Genomic DNA, 16,281 nt, shown 5'->3' on the forward strand with positions numbered 1-16,281 from the left:
CGGGGCGTACGGCCCCGGCGCGCGCGAGGCCCGGCCGGTGACCCCCACCGGCCGGGCCTCGCGCATGCCCGGCGGAACGCGCGGGCCGGGCCGTTCGGACCCCACCGGTGACCAACGGCCCCCTGACGGCGCCGGCCGGCGCGGGAGAGGCTGTGGCCGTGGGTCCCCGACCGGGTGACCGGGACAAGGAGTGGTGTGCGATGGCCAAGGCGTATCTGGTGGGCAGCGGGATGGCGGCGCTCGCCGCGGCCGCGTTCCTGATCCGCGAGGGCGGGTTCGACGGTTCGGACATCCACCTCTTCGAGGGGAAGCGCGACATCGGCGGCAGCCTGGACGCGGGCGGCACCCCCGAGGCCGGCTACACCATGCGCGGCGGGCGGATGTTCGAGGCCGAGTACCGCTGCACGTACGACCTGCTGTCCGGCATCCCCTCCCTCGACGACCCGTCGGTGTCGGTCACGGAGGAGATCCTCTCCGGGCACGAGGAGTTCGCCTGGGACGACATCGCGCGGCTGGTCGACGGGGACGGGCGGATCGTCGACACGCGCTCGATGGGGTTCTCCGAACGCGACCGCCTGGACCTGGTGCGCTGTCTGGCCGCGCCCGAGGGGCACTTCGACGGCAAGCGGATCAGCGACTGCTTCGGCGAGCACTTCTTCACCACGAACTTCTGGTTCATGTGGTGCACCACGTTCGCCTTCCAGCCCTGGCACAGCGCGATCGAGTTCCGCCGCTACCTCAGGCGCTTCGTCCACCTCTTCCCCGAGCTCGGCTCCATGTCGGGCATCCAGCGCACCCGCTACAACCAGTACGACTCGATCGTGCGTCCGCTGAGCGCGTGGCTGCGCGAGCGGGGCGTCACCGTGCACACCGGCTGTCACGTCACCGACCTCGGGCTCGCGCCGGGGCACCGGAGCACCACGGTCGAGACCGTCCACCTCTCCCGGCACGGACGGGACGAGAAGATCGCCGTCGCTCCCGAGGACCTGGTCCTGGTGACCAACGGGTCCATGACCGACGCCTCCAGCCTCGGCTCCCACACCGCCGCGCCGCCCCCGCGTCCCCACCGCTCGGACTCCTGGCTGCTGTGGCACCGGCTGTCCCGCGGCCGTACCGACTTCGGGAACCCGGCCGCCTTCGACAAGCGGGTCAAGGAGTCCCACTGGGAGTCGTTCACGGTCACCGCCGAGGACCCCGCCTTCCTGGACGCACTCGCGGAGTTCAGCGGCCGCGAGACCGGCCGGGGCGGCCTGATGACCTTCACCGGCTCCAACTGGCTGCTCACCGTCGTCGCCCAGCGCCAGCCCGTCTACCGCGACCAGCCCGACGGCGTCTCGGTGTGGTGGGGCTACGGCCTGTTCCCGGACCGCGCGGGCAACCACACGCCGAAGCCCATGACGATGTGCTCCGGCCGGGAGATCCTCGAAGAGGTGCTGCACCACCTGCCGTTCGACGAGGCGGTGCGGGACCGGGTCCTGAAGACCTCCACCGTCGTGCCGTGCCACATGCCGTACATCACCAGCCAGTTCCTGGCCCGCCGCCGGCACGACCGCCCGGAGGTCGTGCCGGACGGCTCGGTCAACCTCGCCTTCATCGGCCAGTTCGCGGAGGTGCCGGACGACGTCGTCTTCACCGTCGAGTACTCCGTGCGCACCGCGTGGACGGCCGTGGCCCGGCTCCTCGGCCTGCCCTCGGGGCCGCCCGAGGTCCACAAGGGCCATCACGATCCGCACGTGCTGGCCGCCGCGCTGGAGACCATGCACCGCCGGTGAGTCCGGGGGCGCGGCCGGCCGCCGTGCCCTCCCGGACACGGCACGGGCCCGGGGGGGGGGGGGGGGGGGGGGGGGGGGGGGCCCGCGGCCGGGGGGGGGGGGGGGGCCCCCCGGGGGGGGGCGGGGGGGGCGCCCCCCGCGCCGGGGGCGGGGGCGCCGGCCCCCCCCCCCCCCCCCGGGGGGGGCGGGGGGGGGCGGGCCCGCCCCCCCCCCCCCCCCCCCCCCCCCCGCCCCGGCGGCCCCCCCCCCCCCCGGGGGCCCCCCCCGCCCGGGCCGTTCGTGCGTCACCGGCCGCGGTGCCGCCGCTTCGGACGCTCTCGTCCACCGGGGCCGGCCGGCCCCGCCCAGCCGATCGCGACGGCCAGGAACAGGCCCGCCAGCCCGGCGGGGGCGGCGAGCAGGGGCCAGGTCCGGCCGGAGCCGATGCCGCCGGCCGTCATGAGGACCGCCGAGCCCGACGCGGCGGCCAGGCCGGCGCACAGGAGGGTGACGAAGAGGCCGGCGCGGTGGCGGCGGCCGGGGCGGGGCGGGCCCTGGCCCAGCGTCGCCCAGTCGCGCAGGGTCTCGCGCACCTCACGCCGTCGCTGCACGGCCGCGCGGGTCCACAGACCGGCCGTGACGGCCGCGCCCGCTCCGGCCGCGGCCGCGGGCGGCCACCACGTCCGGGCGACCAGCAGCAGTACGGCCACGCCCGCGACCGTGGTCCAGCCGCTCAGGCAGGCCGCCGCGGCGTTGCGGCGGGAGTCGGGCCGGTCGGCTCCCGCCCGCACCTCCGCGAGGGCGGGCAGGTACCAGACGCAGCCGGAGGCGGTCACCAGGGCGGCGCCCAGGGCCAGGACGGGCTGTGCCACGGCTCACGCCGCCGTTTCGGTCTCGGCGATCTCCGGGTGGTGCAGGTCGAACGCCGGCGACTCGGAGCGGATCCGCGGGAGCGAGGTGAAGTTGTGGCGCGGCGGCGGGCAGGAGGTCGCCCACTCCAGGGAACGGCCGTAGCCCCAGGGGTCGTCGACCTGGACCGGCTTGCCGTACCTGGCGGTCTTCCACACGTTGTAGAAGAACGGCAGGATCGACAGGCCCAGCAGGAACGAGCCGATCGTGGACAGGGTGTTGAGGGCGGTGAACCCGTCGGCGGCGAGGTAGTCGGCGTAGCGGCGCGGCATGCCCTCGGCGCCGAGCCAGTGCTGGACCAGGAAGGTGAGGTGGAAGCCGGTCGTGAGGGTCCAGAAGGTGATCTTGCCGAGGCGCTCGTCGAGCATCTTGCCGGTGAACTTCGGCCACCAGAAGTGGAATCCGGCGAACATGGCGTACACGACCGTGCCGAACACCGTGTAGTGGAAGTGCGCCACCACGAAGTACGAGTCGGACAGGTGGAAGTCCATGGGCGGCGAGGCGAGGATGACGCCGGTCAGTCCGCCGAAGACGAACGTGATCAGGAAGCCCGTCGTCCACAGCATCGGTGTCTCGAAGGAGAGGCTGCCCTTCCACATCGTGCCGATCCAGTTGAAGAACTTCACCCCGGTGGGCACCGCGATCAGGAACGTCATGAAGGAGAAGAACGGCAGCAGCACACCGCCGGTGACGTACATGTGGTGCGCCCAGACCGTCACCGACAGGCCGGCGATGGCGATGGTCGCGCCGATCAGGCCCATGTACCCGAACATCGGCTTGCGGGAGAAGACCGGTATCACCTCGGAGACGATCCCGAAGAACGGCAGCGCCAGGATGTACACCTCGGGATGGCCGAAGAACCAGAACAGGTGCTGCCACAGCAGCGCTCCGCCGTTGGCCGCGTCGAAGATGTGGCTGCCGAACTTGCGGTCGCACTCCAGGGCGAACAGCGCCGCCGCCAGCACCGGGAACACCAGCAGGATCAGTACGGCGGTCAGCAGCACGTTCCAGGTGAAGATCGGCATGCGGAACATGGTCATGCCCGGTGCGCGCATGCAGATGATCGTGGTGATGAAGTTGACCGCGCCCAGGATCGAGCCGAAGCCGGAGAGCGCGACGCCCATGATCCACATGTCGGAGCCGACGCCGGGCGAGTGGACGGCGTCGGAGAGTGGGGCGTACAGGAACCACCCGAAGTCGGCGGCGCCCCCGGGGGTGAGGAAGCCGAACGCCGCGATCGACGACCCGAACAGGAACAGCCAGTAGGCCAGCATGTTCAGCCGGGGGAAGGCCACGTCCGGGGCGCCGATCTGCAGCGGCATGATCCAGTTGGCGAAGCCGGTGAACAGCGGCATGGCGAACATCAGCAGCATGATCGAGCCGTGCATCGTGAACGCCTGGTTGAACTGCTCGTTCGACATGATCTGCAGGCCGGGACGGGCGAGTTCGGCGCGCATGAACAGCGCCATCACGCCGCCGACGACGAAGAACACGAACGCGGTGACCAGGTACAGCGTCCCGATCTTCTTGTGGTCGGTGGTCGTCAGCCACTCCGCCCAGGACGGCCGGGCCGGCCGGGCCGCCGCCCGGACGGCCGGGCCGGTCTCGCGGGGCGCGGGGCTCCTCGAGGGGGCTCCCGCGTGTGTCACCTGGTCCAACTGCGCCTCGTCCATCGGACGGCGTCCTCCCCATCTGTTCCTGTGGTTCAGGGACCGGGAAGCACGCGCGTGTCGCGGCACCGGCGGGGCGGGGCCCCGGGCACGGTGGGTGGCGCGGCACTCCCGGCCGCTGCCACATGATCGCCGCAGGGGGCCCCTGCCCGACTAGGGTCGAACGGCCCCGGCAGGGTCCCCCATAAGGGCCCGACGGTCCCTGCCTGCGCCGGGCCGGCCGGCCCGGCGCAGGCACCGGTCAGTGGGCCGTCAGCCCGTGCGCGCGGAACTGGCCGCGGACCCGGTCCACCAGGGCCGCGTCGGGGACGGGCGTGTCGCGCAGCGGGAAGGGGACGCCCAGGGCGTCGTACTTGGCCGCCCCGAGCTTGTGGAAGGGCAGGACGTCGACCCGCTCGACGCTGTCGAGGCCGGACAGGAAGCGGGCCAGCCCGTCGACGGCCTCGGCGTCGTCGGTCCAGCCGGGGACCAGCACGTACCGGATCCACATCCGCTTGCCCAGCCGGTCCAGGCGGGTGGCGAAGTTGAGGGTGGGGGCCACCTCGCCGCCGGTCAGCCGGCGGTAGGTGGGGACGTCGAAGGACTTGACGTCCAGCAGCACCAGGTCGACGTCGGCGAGCAGTTCGTCCGTCGCCCGGGCGCCCAGGAAGCCGGAGGTGTCCAGCGCCGTGTGCAGTCCGGCCTCCTTGCAGCGGCGCAGCACGGCGCCGGTCAGGGCGGGCTGGAGCAGGGGCTCCCCGCCGGTGAGGGTGACGCCGCCGCCGGCCGCGGTGAGGAACGCCCGGTACTTGTCGATCTCCGCCATCACCTCGTCGACGGTCGCCTCCCGCCCGTCCCGCATGTGCCAGGTGTCGGGGTTGGCGCAGTACAGGCAGCGCAGCGGGCAGCCGCTGACGAAGAGGACGAACCGGGTCCCGGGACCGTCCACGCCGGTGGACAGGTCCCAGGAGTGGATCCGGCCCTTCACGGGGCCGACGGCGGTGCTCACAGCGATCCGTGGAAGGTGCGGCTGATCACGTCGAGCTGCTGCTCGCGGGTCAGGCGGACGAAGTTGACGGCGTATCCGGAGACCCGGATCGTCAGCTCCGGGTACTTCTCGGGGTGGGCCATCGCGTCCTCCAGCGTGGCCCGGTCCAGGACGTTGACGTTCATGTGGAAGCCGCCGGAGGCCGTGTAGCCGTCGAGGATGCCGACCAGGTGCCCGGCGCGCTCCTCGGGGACGTGCCCCAGCCCCTCGGGGGTGATGGTCGTCGTCAGCGAGATGCCGTCCCGCGCCTGCTCGTACGGCAGCTTGGCCACGGACAGGGCGGAGGCGGCCACGCCGTGCCGGTCCCGGCCGTTCATCGGGTTGGCGCCCGGCGCGAAGGGCTGGCCGGCCCGCCGGCCGTCGGGGGTGTTGCCGGTGTGCTTGCCGTAGACGACGTTGGAGGTGATGGTCAGGACCGACTGGGTGTGCTCGGCGTCCCGGTAGGTGGGGTGCTTGCGCACCTTCGCCATGAACGACTCCACCAGGTCGACGGCGAGGGCGTCGGCACGGTCGTCGTTGTTGCCGTAGGCGGGGAACTCGCCCTCGGTGCGGAAGTCCACGGCCAGCCCGGTGGCGTCCCGGACGACCTGCACCCGGGCGTGCTTCACGGCGGACAGGCTGTCGGCGGCGACCGAGAGACCGGCGATGCCGCAGGCCATGAAGCGGTGGACCGGGTGGTCGTGGAGCGCCATCTCGATGCGCTCGTAGGCGTACTTGTCGTGCATGTAGTGGATGACGTTGAGCGCGTCGACGTAGGTCTGCGCCAGCCAGTCCAGGACCTTGTCGTAGGCCGCGGCCAGTTCCTCGTAGTCCAGGTACTCGCCGGTCAGGGGCGGCATCTCGGGGGTGATCTGGTCGCCGGTCATCTCGTCCCGGCCGCCGTTGACGGCGTACAGCAGTGCCTTGGCGAGGTTGACCCGGGCGCCGAAGAACTGCATCTGCCTGCCCACCGCCATCGCGGAGACGCAGCAGGCGATCGCCGTGTCGTCGCCGGTGCGCGGGCGCATCAGCTCGTCCGACTCGTACTGGACGGCGCTGGTGTCGATGGAGACCTGCGCGCAGAACTTCTTGAAGCCCTCCGGCAGCCCCGGCGACCACAGCACGGTCAGGTTCGGCTCGGGGGCGGGCCCGAGGTTGTACAGGGTCTGCAGGAAGCGGAAGGAGGTGCGGGTGACCAGGGGACGGCCGTCCTCGCCGATGCCGCCGATCGACTCCGTCACCCACGTCGGGTCGCCGGAGAACAGGGCGTCGTACTCGGGGGTGCGCAGGAACCGGACGATCCGCAGCTTGATGACGAAGTCGTCGATCAGCTCCTGGGCGCGTACCTCGTCGAGGACGCCTTCGTCCAGGTCGCGCTGGAGGTAGACGTCCAGGAAGGTGGAGGTGCGCCCGAGGGACATCGCCGCGCCGTTCTGCTCCTTCACCGCCGCCAGGTAGCCGAGGTACAGCCACTGCACGGCCTCGTGGGCGGTGGCCGCCGGCCGGGAGACGTCACAGCCGTAGGTCGCCGCCATGCGGGTCAGTTCGGCCAGCGCCCGGATCTGCTCGGCGAGCTCCTCGCGGTCCCGGATGACGTGTTCGGCCGACGGCCGGGCGTCCAGCAGCGCGCGTTCGGCGTGCTTGGCCTCGATCAGCCGGTCGGTGCCGTACAGCGCGACGCGCCGGTAGTCGCCGATGATGCGGCCGCGGCCGTACGCGTCGGGGAGTCCGGTGATGATGCCGACCCTGCGGGCCGCCTTCATCGCGGGGGTGTAAGCGTCGAAGACACCGTCGTTGTGGGTCTTGCGGTAGGTCCCGAAGACCTTGTCGACGAAGGGGTCGGACGCGTAGCCGTAGGCCTTCAGCCCGTTCTGCACCATGCGCAGGCCGCCGTTGGGCATGATCGCGCGCTTGAGCGGGGCGTCGGTCTGCAGGCCGACGATCAGCTCGCGGTCGCGGTCGATCCAGCCGGGGGCGTGCGAGGTGATCGTCGAGGGGGTGGCGGTGTCCACGTCGAGGATGCCGCGCTCCCGCTCCTCGGGGAACAGCGCGCTGACCTTCTCCCAGACGGTCCGGGTGCGGTCGGTGGGACCGGTCAGGAAGGACGCGTCGCCCTCGTACGGGGTGTAGTTGGCCTGGATGAAGTCGCGCACGTCGATGCGTTCGCGCCAGGTGCCGCCGCGGAACTCCCGCCAGGCGTCGGCGGTCCGGGGGCCGGCTGTCATCGTCGTGGTCATCACGGGTCCTCTCGGTGAGCCGTTGTCTCGCTGTAGATGCTGCTCGTCCCGGCCGGCGGCGGGCAGTGCCGGTCAGTGCACGCGCGGGTCCCGCCCGGCCCCGCCGTGCCGGGACCTTCGGCCCCTGTGCCGCCGGGCTTTCGGGCCGCCGGGCTTTCGGGCCGTCGGGCGGGGCGGGCCGGCGGGCGGCGACCAGACGCGGGGCGGGGCGGGACAGCGCGGGAGGACGGCCGGGCCGGATGCCGTCGGACTCCCCCGCGGGCGGGGCCCGGCGCCACCCGCCACCGCCCGGCCCGGCGCCCCCACTGCGGCCCCGCACCGCCCGTCGCCGCTCGGCCCGTCACCGCTCGGCCCGTCACCGCTCGGCCCGGCGTCGGCGGCCGGGCCGGGTGAGGGGCGGCGGCGGGTCGGCCGGGCTGCGGGCAGCCGTGCGCCGCCTGCCGCGGGAGTCGCGGCAGGCGGCGCGGGACGGCGGGGGACGGCCAATCCGGGGCCCCTCGAGCGCACTGCCGGAGGGCTGTCGGGTCGGCCGGAATCGGTCGGGGGCGGTCCCGTTCGGCCGGGCCGCACGGGCACGGCGGGAGGAGCGCCCCGGGCGGTCCTCCGGCCGGTCGGTCGGGGGACCGCCCGCGGGCGGGTTCAGTCGTGCGGGACCACCGCGACGGGGCAGCCGGCGTGGTGCAGGGCGGCGTGCGCCACCGGCCCCGTGCGGGCGCCGAGGCGGTGGCCGCTCGCACGGCGGCCCACCACGAGGAGCCCGGCGTCCTTCGCGGCGTGCGCCAGCACGACGGCGGCCCGCCCCTCGCGCACCGTCCCCGTCACGCGGACGGTCGGGTACTTCTCCCGCCAGGGGCGCAGCACGGCGGCCACCGCGCCCTCCTCGGCCGCCAGTGCCTCCGGGCCCGGCGCCGGGCCGGCGCCGGCGGCCGGTGCCGCGGTCTCCGCCGGGTCGAAGGCGGGGCGGTTCGGCACCCGGAAGGCGTGCACCACGCGCAGGCCGGTGCCGCGGCGGTGGGCGGCGTCGAAGGCGAACTCGACGAGCTCGTCGCAGGGGTGGCCGGTGTCCAGTCCCAGGACGACCGGGCGGAAGGGGGTCTCGGGGATCTCCTCCGGCGCGATGCCGTCCACGGCCGGCAGGTGCTCGCCCGCCTCGCCCCGGCCCGCCCGCACCAGCACCACCGGCCGCGGGGAGCGGGCGACCACGCGCTGGGACACCGATCCCGTCACGAACCCCCCCACGGCGCCCAGGCCCAGCGACCCGAGGACCAGCAGGTCGGTCTCGGCGGCGGTGGCGAGCAGGGCGGCCACCGTGGCGTCGCACACGAGACGTTCGGTGATCCGCAGATCCTGATGTGCCGCGCGGACGGCCTCGGCCGCCTCCCGGAGCACCTGTTCGGCCCACTGGTGCTCGGTGCGGTCCAGCGGTACGTCCGGCGCGGGGCGCGGATGGGGGTGCCACACGTGCACGATCCTGAGCCCGGTGCCCCGGCGTCCGGCCTCCCGGGCCGCCCAGTGCGCGGCCGCGAGACCCGCGGGCGATCCGTCGACCCCTACGGCGATGTCGTGAAGCATGACGCGTCCCTCCCGGTCCGTGGGACCTGTTGACCCCTCCAGCCTGCACCGGGCGGGGGCCGCCGGCCCCCGGGCCGAACAGCCCGGACACCGGGCCTCGTGGCCCTGTGCGTCCCCGGATCCGGCCCGGGGCCGACCGACCCCCGCGGGCGGGACCGCCGGCACCTCGCGCACGGCGGGTCCCGGCCCGACGCTGGAAGCATCACGCCCCACACCTGAGGAGCACAGCGTCATGGCGCGTTACGTGTACGACTTCACCGAGGGTGGCCGTGACCTGGCCGGCCTGCTCGGCGGCAAGGGAGCGAACCTGGCGGAGATGACCCGGCTCGGTCTGCCGGTGCCCCCCGGATTCACCATCACCACCGAGGCCTGCCGGGCCTTCCTGGAATCCGGCGGCGAGCCCGCCGGCATGTGGGAGGAGGTCTCCGCGCACCTGTCGGCCGTCGAGGCCGCCGCGGGCCGGCGGCTGGGACGGCCGGACGATCCACTGCTGCTGTCCGTGCGCTCCGGCGCCCGGTTCTCCATGCCCGGCATGATGGAGACGATCCTCGACATCGGTCTCAACGACGAGTCCGTCCTCGGTCTGGCCAAGGTCTCCGGCAGCGAGCGCTTCGCCCGGGACTCCTACCGCCGCCTCGTCCAGATGTTCGGCAGCACGGTCATGGGGGTCGACGCCTCGCACTTCGAGCGGGCCATCGCCGCCCTCAAGGACGTGCGCGGGGTCCCGGACGACGTCCACCTGGACGCCGACGACCTCGCCCGGCTGATGGAGACGTACAAGGGGATCATCCGCCGGGAGACCGGCGAGGACTTCCCGCAGTCCCCCGCCGAGCAGCTGCGCCGCGCGGTCCTGGCCGTCTTCGCGTCCTGGAACGGCGAACGCGCCCGCCTCTACCGGCGGCGCGAGCACATCGCCGACGACCTCGGCACCGCGGTCAACGTGCAGCGCATGGTGTTCGGCAACCTCGGTCCCGACTCCGGCAGCGGCGTCGCCTTCACCCGCGACCCGGCCACCGGACGCCCCGGCCTGTACGGCGACTACCTGTCCGACGCCCAGGGCGAGGACGTCGTCGCCGGCATCCGCAACACCGTCCCCCTCGACGAACTGGGCCGCCTGAACCCGGACGCGTTCGCCCGGCTGCGCGACCACATGGAGACGCTGGAACGGCACTACCGGGACCTGTGCGACATCGAGTTCACCGTCGAGCGCGGCACGCTGTGGATGCTCCAGACCCGCGTGGGCAAGCGCACCGCGGAGGCCGCGTTCGCCATCGCCGCCGCGTTGACCGACGAGGGGCTCATCACCGCGGACGACGGCCTCGCCCGGGTGAACGGCGAGGGGCTCGCCCGGCTGATGTTCCCGCGCTTCGATGCCTCGACGAGCGGTGAGCCGCTCGCCCGCGGCATCGCGGCCTCGCCCGGCGCGGCGGTCGGCGCGGTGGTCTTCTCGTCCGCCGAGGCCGTACGGCGCGCCGCGGCCGGCGAGAAGGTGGTGCTCGTCCGGCAGGAGACCACCCCCGACGACCTGCCCGGCATGATCGCCGCCCAGGCGGTGCTCACCAGCCGCGGCGGCAAGACGAGCCACGCGGCCGTCGTCGCCCGCGGCATGGGCAAGGTCTGCGTGTGCGGCGCCGAGGAGCTCTCCGTCGACCTCGAGGAACGGCGCTTCACCACGCCCGACGGCACGGTCGTCGAGGAGGGCACCGTCGTCTCCGTGGACGGTTCCGCCGGAGCCGTGTACGCGGGCGCGGTGCCGCTGGTCGACTCGGCGGTCATGCGCTTCCTGGAGGACGGCCGCGCGCAGGGGCACGGGGCCGACGTGGTCGAGGGGGTGGCCCGCGCCCTGGACCGGGCCGACGCCGTGCGGCGCCTGGAGGTGCGCGCCAACGCCGACACCCCCGAGGACGCCGCCCGCGCCCGCCGGTTCGGCGCGCAGGGCATCGGCCTGTGCCGCACCGAGCACATGTTCCTCGGCGAGCGCCGCAAGCTGGTCGAGGAGATGATCCTGGCCCGCACCGGGATCGAGCGCGACCGGGCCCTGGAGGCTCTCCTGCCGCTCCAGCGGGAGGACTTCACCCGCATCCTGGAGGCGATGGACGGCCTGCCGGTCACCATCCGGCTCCTGGACCCGCCGCTGCACGAGTTCCTCCCCGACCACACCGAACTCGCCGTCCGCGTCGCCGCCGCCGAGGCCCGCGGCGACCTGCCCGAGCCGCACGACGCCGAGCTGCTGACGGCGGTGAACCGCATGCACGAGGAGAACCCGATGCTCGGGCTGCGGGGCGTGCGCCTCGGCCTGGTGGTGCCCGGTCTGGTCGCCATGCAGGTGCGGGCGATCGGTGAGGCCGTCGCACGACGGGTGTCGGCCGGCGGCGACCCCCGGGCGGAGATCATGGTCCCGCTCGTGGGGGACGTGCGTGAGCTGCGGATCGTGCGCGAGGAGGTGCGGCGCGTGCTCGACGAGGTCTCCGCGGCGTCGGGCGTCACCGTCGACTGCCCCGTCGGGACGATGATCGAGCTGCCCAGGGCGGCGCTGACGGCCGGCCTGATCGCCGGGGACGCGGAGTTCTTCTCCTTCGGCACCAACGACCTGACCCAGACCACCTGGGGCTTCTCCCGGGACGACGTGGAGGCGGAGTTCTTCTCCGCCTACCTCGACAAGGGCGTCTTCCCCGTCTCGCCGTTCGAGACGCTCGACCGGGACGGCGTGGGCCGGCTGATCCGGATCGCCGTCGCCGAGGGCCGCGCCACCCGGCCCGACCTGAAGATCGGGGTGTGCGGCGAGCACGGCGGCGACCCCGACTCGGTGCACTTCTTCCACGCCGCGGGCCTGGACTACGTCTCCTGCTCGCCCTTCCGGGTGCCGGTGGCGCGGCTGGAGGCCGGACGGGCGGCGCTGGAGGAGGCGGACGTCAGCGACAGCCGGTGAGCGGGACCCTCGGCCCCGGTACCGGGGTCGGCCGACCCTGGGACCGGGGCGCCGCGCACAGCAGGCTTGGGGTGTACCGGAACGATCACGAGGAGCGGATCACATGACTGCCAAGGACACGGGTGCGGGCGAGGTCGTCACCACCGTGCTGGTGCGCGCCGAGGGCGACGTGGACGAGGGCTCCCTCGCGTACCTGCGGGAGAAGGTGGGTGCCGCGCTCGACCGGCGCGGACTGCCGGCCGTCAGCGGCGAGGTGCGCGTGGCCAGGGCCGTGGCCCACCACGTCGCACTGCCCTGGTCGGCCGCCGCCGAGATCCGGGTGGGGAACGAGCTCGTGGTCGTCCACGCCCGCGAGGCGAGCGCCCGCGAACTCGCCGACCGGCTGCAGGACCGGCTGCGCGACGGGACCGAACGCGTCGCGCACCGCGGGGACGTGACCCGCAGGACGGCCACACCGCCGCCGTGGCGCGGCGGTCCGCAGCAGTAGGGCCCGGCCGGGCCCGTGCCCGAACCGGCGGGGAGCGGGGGCCGACACGGCTCCCGCCTCCCCGCCCAAGCCCGTGAGGAGAACACCGTGACACACCGCACCGTCGGCGAAGTGATGACCAGGGACGTCGTCGAGGCAGGCCGGACGACGCCCTTCAAGGAAGTCGTGCGGCTGCTCGACCACCACCGGATCAGCGGAATGCCGGTGACCGACGACGACGACAAGGTGCTCGGGGTGGTCTCCGGGACCGACCTGGTGCGCGCGCAGGCGCACCGGTCCGGGCACGGCAGGACCGGCGCCGTCACCGCCGCCGACCTGATGACGAGCCCCGCGATCACCGTCCACCCCGAACAGAGCGTCCCGGACGCGGCCCGGCTGATGGAACGCCGCGGCGTCGAGCGGCTGCCCGTCGTCGACGAGGAGGACCGTCTCATCGGCATCGCCACCCGCCGGGACCTGCTCCGGGTCTTCCTGCGCACGGACGACGACCTCGGCCGCCAGGTCGCCGAGGAGGTCGTCGGCAGGACGCTGGGGCTGCCGCCCGACGCCGTCCGCGTCTCCGTCCGCGACGGCGTCGTCACCCTGGCCGGCCGCGTGGAGGCGCGCAGCCAGGTCCCCGAGGCCGTGCGCGCCGCGTGGCGGCTCGAAGGCGTCGTGGGCGTGGTGAACGCGCTGACGTTCCGCGTCGACGACTGCGCGCCGGCCGCGGCCGGCGCCCCGGGGCGTCGCTGAGGCGCCCTCGACGGGCGGGCCGGCGGTCCCTGCGGGTCCGGGCCGGACGGACTCGGACGGGGACCTTCGGTACCTGCCGCGGGACCCCGGCACACAGCACAGTGGAGTCACGGAGCGGCGCCCGCCACCGCGGTGCCGCTCCCGCCCCTGCCACCGCCGTCCTCGTACGGCGACCCCGAGCCGTGGGTCCACGGCCACCCCGACACTGGAGGCTCTTCCATGACCCGACACGACTCCCGGACCAGGGCCACGGTCGGCACCGAGGCCCCCTCCGACACCGCGGTCGCCGTGGACCGGCTGGTCACGGCCGGGCTCAAGGCCCTCGCCGACTACGAGAGCCTCACCCAGGAGCAGGTGGACCACATCGTGAAGAAGGCCTCGGTCGCCGCCCTGGACCAGCACACCGCGCTGGCCCGCCTGGCGGTGGAGGAGACCGGACGCGGGGTCTTCGAGGACAAGGCGGCCAAGAACATGTTCGCCTGCGAGCACGTCACGCACAGCATGGGCCCCATGAAGACCGTCGGGGTCATCGCCCGCGACGACATCGAGGACATGGTCGAGATAGCCGAGCCGGTCGGTGTGGTGTGCGCGATCACGCCCGTCACCAACCCGACCTCCACCACGATCTTCAAGGCGCTGATGGCGCTGAAGACCCGTAACCCGGTCGTGTTCGCCTTCCATCCCTCCGCCCAGCGGTGCAGCGCCGAGGCGGCCCGGATCGTGCGCGACGCGGCCGTCGCCGCCGGTGCCCCCGAGCACTGCGTGCAGTGGATCGAGGCGCCCTCGGTCGAGGCGACGAACACGCTGATGCGGCACCCGGGCGTCTCCCTGATCCTCGCCACCGGAGGCAACGCCATGGTCAAGGCCGCCTACTCGGCGGGCAAGCCGGCCCTGGGCGTGGGCGCGGGCAACGTCCCCGCCTACGTGCACAAGAGCGCCAAGCTGCGCCGGGCCGTCAACGACCTGGTGCTGTCGAAGTCCTTCGACAACGGCATGATCTGCGCCTCCGAGCAGGCCGTCATCCTGGACACCGGGATCTACGACGCGGCGCTGGCCGAGTTCCGCACCCTGCACGCCCACCTGGCCACCGCGCAGGAGAAGGCGAAGCTGGAGGCGTTCCTCTTCCCCGTCGACCACGAGGCGGGGGCCGGCTGCGAGCCCAAGGTCAACGCGGCGGCCGTCGGGCAGAGCCCGGCGTGGATCGCCGAGCAGGCGGGCTTCTCCGTGCCGGAGCACACCTCGCTGATCCTCGTGGAGGCCGGCCGGGTGGGACCGGACGAGCCGCTGACCCGGGAGAAGCTGTGCCCGGTGCTGGCGGTGCTGCGCGCCGAGGACGAGCGCCACGGCTTCGACCTGGCCGCCGACATGGTCGCCTTCCACGGCCAGGGTCACAGCGCGGTCGTCCACGCCGAGGACCGCGCCGTCGCGGAGGCCTACGGCATGCGCATGAAGACCGTGCGGGTCATCGTCAACGCCCCGTCCTCGCAGGGCGCGATCGGCGGCGTCTACAACGGCCTGCTGCCGTCGCTGACGCTCGGCTGCGGCTCGTGGGGCAGCACCTCGGTGTCGAACAACGTCTCCGCCGCCCAGCTGCTCAACGTCAAGCGGGTCTCCACGCGCCGCAACAACCTGCAGTGGTTCAAGGTCCCGCCGAAGATCTACTTCGAGCCGCAGGCCATCCGCTACCTCACCTCCATGCCGGACGTGCACCGGGTCACCGTCGTCACCGACGCGACCATGACCCGTCTCGGCTTCGTCGACCGGATCACCGGTGTCCTGCAGCGGCGCCGCGAGCCGGTCACCCTCCAGATCATCGACAACGTCGAGCCCGAGCCCAGCATCGACTCCGTGCGGCGCGGCGCCCGTCTGATGGAGGACTTCCGTCCGGACACGATCATCGCGCTCGGCGGCGGCTCGCCCATGGACGCGGCGAAGGTGATGTGGCTGCTGTACGAGCAGCCGGACATCGACTTCGCCGACATGCGGCAGAAGTTCTCCGACATCCGCAAGCGCGCCTTCCGCTTCCCGACGCTCGGCAGGCTCGCCCGCCTGGTGTGCGTGCCGACCACCTCGGGGACCGGGGCCGAGGTCACGCCGTTCGCCGTCATCTCCGACCCGGCGACCGGCAAGAAGTACCCGCTGGCCGACTACGCGCTCACCCCCAGCGTGGCCATCGTCGACCCACTGCTCACCACCGCGCTGCCGCCGGCCCTGGCCGCGGACAGCGGCTTCGACGCCCTCACCCACGCCATCGAGGCGTACGTCTCCGTCTACGCCAACGACTTCACCGACGGTCTGGCGCTGCACGCGATCCGTCTGATCTTCGACAACATCGGGGCCGCGGTGAACGACCGCGACGCCTCGCCCGAGGCCCGCGAGAAGATGCACAACGCCGGCACCATCGCCGGAATGGCCTTCGGCAACGCCTTCCTGGGCATCGTCCACGCCATGTCCCACACGCTGGGCGCCACCTTCCACATCGCCCACGGCCGCACCAACGCGGTCCTGCTGCCGCACGTCATCCGCTACAACGGCAGTGTCCCGACCAAGCTGACCGGCTGGCCCAAGTACGAGGACTACCGGGCCCCCGAACGCTTCCAGGACATCGCCCGCGCCCTGGGCCTGGCCGCCGCCACCCCCGCCGAGGGCGTGGAGTCCCTCGCCGCGGCCGTCGAGCGGCTGCGCGAGGCCGTCGGCATCGAGCCGACGTTCCAGGCCCTCGGTGTCGACGAGAAGGCCTTCGTCGACGCCCTTCCCCAGCAGGCGCTCAACGCCTACGAGGACCAGTGCGCGCCCGCCAACCCCCGCATGCCGATGCTGGACGACATGCAGGAGATCATGCGCGCGGCCTACTACGGCTGAGCGCGGTCGCCGGGCGACGAGCGAGGAGAGCCGGGCGGGGGGGGGGGGGGCCCCCCCCGGCCCCGGCGCGGGCGGGGGGGGGGGGGGGCCCGGCGGGGGGGCGGGGGGGGGGGGGGGGGGGCGGGG

General features: G+C 73.7%; 10 protein-coding genes. 5 read left to right on the forward strand and 5 right to left on the reverse strand.

Annotated features, from left to right (window positions below; all coding sequences use genetic code 11):
* Positions 1-200: 200 nt before the first annotated feature.
* Positions 201-1,772, forward strand: coding sequence for an oleate hydratase (locus ACZ5FU_RS25215; RefSeq protein ID WP_451525673.1), 1,572 nt, complete (start codon positions 201-203; stop codon positions 1,770-1,772).
* A gap of 284 nt (positions 1,773-2,056) precedes the next feature.
* Here the strand turns inward: ACZ5FU_RS25215 and ACZ5FU_RS25220 are convergent, their stop codons facing one another.
* The 5 genes from ACZ5FU_RS25220 to ACZ5FU_RS25240 form a co-directional block, all read right to left on the reverse strand.
* On the reverse strand, positions 2,057-2,623 hold the full coding sequence (locus ACZ5FU_RS25220) for a hypothetical protein (protein WP_468835205.1): 567 nt from the start codon (positions 2,621-2,623) through the stop codon (positions 2,057-2,059).
* Positions 2,624-2,626: 3 nt separating this feature from the next.
* Positions 2,627-4,333, reverse strand: a complete 1,707-nt coding sequence (gene ctaD / locus ACZ5FU_RS25225) for an aa3-type cytochrome oxidase subunit I (protein ID WP_451531095.1) — start codon at positions 4,331-4,333, stop codon at positions 2,627-2,629.
* Between the two features lie 238 nt (positions 4,334-4,571).
* On the reverse strand, positions 4,572-5,318 hold the full coding sequence (gene pflA / locus ACZ5FU_RS25230; RefSeq protein WP_451531096.1) for a pyruvate formate-lyase-activating protein: 747 nt from the start codon (positions 5,316-5,318) through the stop codon (positions 4,572-4,574).
* Positions 5,315-7,573, reverse strand: coding sequence for a formate C-acetyltransferase (gene pflB / locus ACZ5FU_RS25235; protein WP_451531097.1), 2,259 nt, complete (start codon positions 7,571-7,573; stop codon positions 5,315-5,317). Before pflB ends, pflA begins: the two co-directional genes overlap by 4 nt.
* 639 nt (positions 7,574-8,212) lie before the next feature.
* Positions 8,213-9,145 carry a universal stress protein gene (locus ACZ5FU_RS25240; protein WP_468647038.1) on the reverse strand — a complete coding sequence of 311 codons (933 nt, stop codon included), beginning with the start codon at positions 9,143-9,145 and terminating at the stop codon, positions 8,213-8,215.
* Positions 9,146-9,377: 232 nt separating this feature from the next.
* Here ACZ5FU_RS25240 and ppdK point away from each other — a divergent pair, with 232 nt between their 5' ends.
* The 4 genes from ppdK to adhE all read left to right on the forward strand — a co-directional run bounded on the left by ppdK (position 9,378) and on the right by adhE (position 16,155).
* Positions 9,378-12,074, forward strand: coding sequence for a pyruvate, phosphate dikinase (gene ppdK / locus ACZ5FU_RS25245; protein WP_468647040.1), 2,697 nt, complete (start codon positions 9,378-9,380; stop codon positions 12,072-12,074).
* A gap of 103 nt (positions 12,075-12,177) precedes the next feature.
* Complete coding sequence (locus tag ACZ5FU_RS25250; protein WP_468647042.1) at positions 12,178-12,561, forward strand: hypothetical protein; 384 nt, start codon at positions 12,178-12,180, stop codon at positions 12,559-12,561.
* Between the two features lie 87 nt (positions 12,562-12,648).
* Positions 12,649-13,293 (forward strand): CBS domain-containing protein, encoded by a 645-nt coding sequence (locus ACZ5FU_RS25255; protein ID WP_451531101.1) that lies wholly within the window; start codon positions 12,649-12,651, stop codon positions 13,291-13,293.
* 219 nt (positions 13,294-13,512) lie between these two features.
* Positions 13,513-16,155: a bifunctional acetaldehyde-CoA/alcohol dehydrogenase gene (gene adhE / locus ACZ5FU_RS25260; protein ID WP_469046676.1), complete on the forward strand. Its 2,643-nt coding sequence runs from the start codon at positions 13,513-13,515 to the stop codon at positions 16,153-16,155.
* Positions 16,156-16,281 lie beyond the last annotated feature (126 nt).

The organism is Streptomyces sp. NPDC031554, assembly GCF_055580685.1.